Annotated in this window: 1 protein-coding gene; it reads right to left on the bottom strand. The window is 32.2% G+C overall.

What is annotated here, in order from left to right:
• Nucleotides 1-108 precede the first annotated feature (108 nt).
• The gene (locus AFK68_RS01260) at nucleotides 109-1,827 is read right to left on the bottom strand and encodes a sensor histidine kinase KdpD (RefSeq protein ID WP_094671004.1); all 1,719 of its coding nucleotides are present in this window, start codon (nucleotides 1,825-1,827) and stop codon (nucleotides 109-111) included.
• Nucleotides 1,828-2,318: the final 491 nt, after the last annotated feature.

Below are 2,318 nucleotides of genomic sequence, written 5' to 3'. Positions count from 1 at the left end.
AAAGATACAATTATTTGTTAGTTATTTTTACCATAGGTTTAGGAAGATGAAACTTATTCTCCTTAACTATAGGCTGATTTCCATCCAAAATCTTACTACTTTGATAAATTATTGAACTGGTAAGAAAATAGTCATTATTTCTCCTTTAGTTGGTCGATGTCGAACTACTAATTTTCCTCCTATTGCTTGAAACAAATTTTTAGTCACTTTTAAATTCAAACTAAGACTACCTGTTTCTGGTTGAAACATTAATAAATGACCAATAGATTTAAAAGGTGTTTTTGTGGAACTGGTGAAAGGTGAGTGACTTTTTCCACCTACATCAGAATCAGATTTAAGTTGTAATTTTAGTTGATTTCCAGCTAACATTACCTCCACCTGCATAAGACTACCTGAAGGTAAATTTCGGGAAAAATTTTCAACCAAATTTCCTAATACTTGGTCAAGCATAGTTGGGTCACTCACAACGGTTGGCATTTTTGGAGGTAAAATAACTTTCAAAGTATGATTTCTTTGATTTGCCTTTTGTTGCCAACGAGGTATGCTTTTTTGAAAGACTTCAGCTAGAGGAATAGTTGTTAATTGTAGGTATGGATATTGTTGCTTAAAAGGTTGCTGAGTTTCTAATTCTACTGCTCTAAAAATCAGATTAAACCGTTCTATTTGAGAAGTACATTCAGCATCAATCATTTGTAAACGCTTTTTGATTACTTCCTGATTTAGATTAGGACGTTTTAATAAAAGGCGAGTTAAAGTCTGAATTGTTGCTAAAGGAGTTTTTACTTCGTGGGCGATCGCTTGTAACAATTCCACATCTGGAGATTTAAGATTTTCAATGGTAGATTTTAGTGATGTAGTAGTTTCTTGATTTTCTCTATTTTTGCTAGGAATATTAATTTCTAATGATTCATTATTTTTACTATCTACATTTGGTAAATTATCCAATAATAAACGACTAAATTCCATGACTATTTTGTAGTCAGGAGCAATAGGAGGAAACTGCTCAAACAGACGGTCTAAAATAGATAATCGCTGATAAGATTGGGAAATAATTTTTTGCTGTTTATCAATATTTATAGCCTGCAAATATGTTGGTAATACGATTCGTTTGCGCAAGATAATCCATGCTTTTTTCACTATTTCTGGGTCAAAAGAAAATAGAAAAGCTGGTGTATTATCTAATTTTTTTCCTAATACCATAATTAAACTAAATTTAGCAGTTAAAACTAAACAAAACTGCTCATTTGTTATTGGGTCTTTAGTCGATAAAGGTAATATTGGTATAGTAGTAGGTAAGGAATTAATACTATCTGCTGCTGGTAATAGAGGTAAGGTTTCCCGTCTCAAGATTGATAACCAGTCTAAACTTTCTGGTATTTCACTGGTAAATATTGATGTAGAAAAACTCTGAGTTAAAGTAGGATTTGTTAAAACAGGAGTAGGGCTAGATAATACTAATCCATGATCTGATTTGACATGAGAAAATAAGGAATTAGAACTAGGGCATTTTGAGCTGCTTTGAGATTCCCAATTTCCGAGTAAAGAACTAGGATTTTTGATTCCTTTTTCTTTGTCAGTTTTCGTCATCTCTTGATTTTTTAAATCTTGATAATCTGAGATTTTTACTGACTTTTCTAGCAGTTGATTAATAGAAGCAATGGCACTATACCATTCCTGTTGAGCCTTTAAATATAAATGGTGATTTTTCTCTGTTATAGAAGGAGGAGGATTTTCCCTTGGGAGTTCCATTTTTGTTGCATAAAAATGATTATTTGAACTCTCTAGGGCAAAAATGTCGCTTAAAGTTGGTAATACATAGTTTTCCATTTGTTTTACTAAAATAAATGAATAAATAATTTGAGTTGATTAACTACTAATAAATTCAGACTTCTACAAAAGCTTTAATGTTCTATGATTAGTTCTTTTTATAGAAGTAGACCTGACTTAATACTTAGGGTATCGGCATTCATACATTATTTATGTTGGTATAACCGAACTAAATCACCGCAATCTCCGCTAGTATAGAATAGGGAGTAATGATTAGGGAGCAGGGAGTAGAATCAACTGTCAAATTTAATTTGATCGTCAGGCAACTAGGAGTAACAGGTAATACCAATTCCCCAAAATAATCTAAGAGCTTACTCAATACTTCAGTTATTAACTAAGAAGTAAGCTTCAATAATGTTTCTTAAGGATTATATAGCAATTCCCAAGAAGCGTGAGGTACAAAATTCGTTTGTTTTAGGGAATAGGGAATAGGGAATAGGGAATAGGGAATAGGGAATAGGGAATAGGGAATAGGGAATAGGGAATAGGGA

Origin of the sequence: Hydrocoleum sp. CS-953 (genome assembly GCF_002260545.1) — a bacterium.
Taxonomy (GTDB): Bacteria; Cyanobacteriota; Cyanobacteriia; order Cyanobacteriales; family Microcoleaceae; genus Trichodesmium.
Note: the sequence above shows the minus strand (reverse complement) of the source record. Positions and strands in the feature narration are given on the sequence as shown.

Coding starts and splice junctions, on each gene's coding strand:
- AFK68_RS01260 (WP_094671004.1), bottom strand. CDS start 1,827: ATGGAAAACTATGTATTACCAACTTTAAGCGACATTTTTGCCCTAGAG.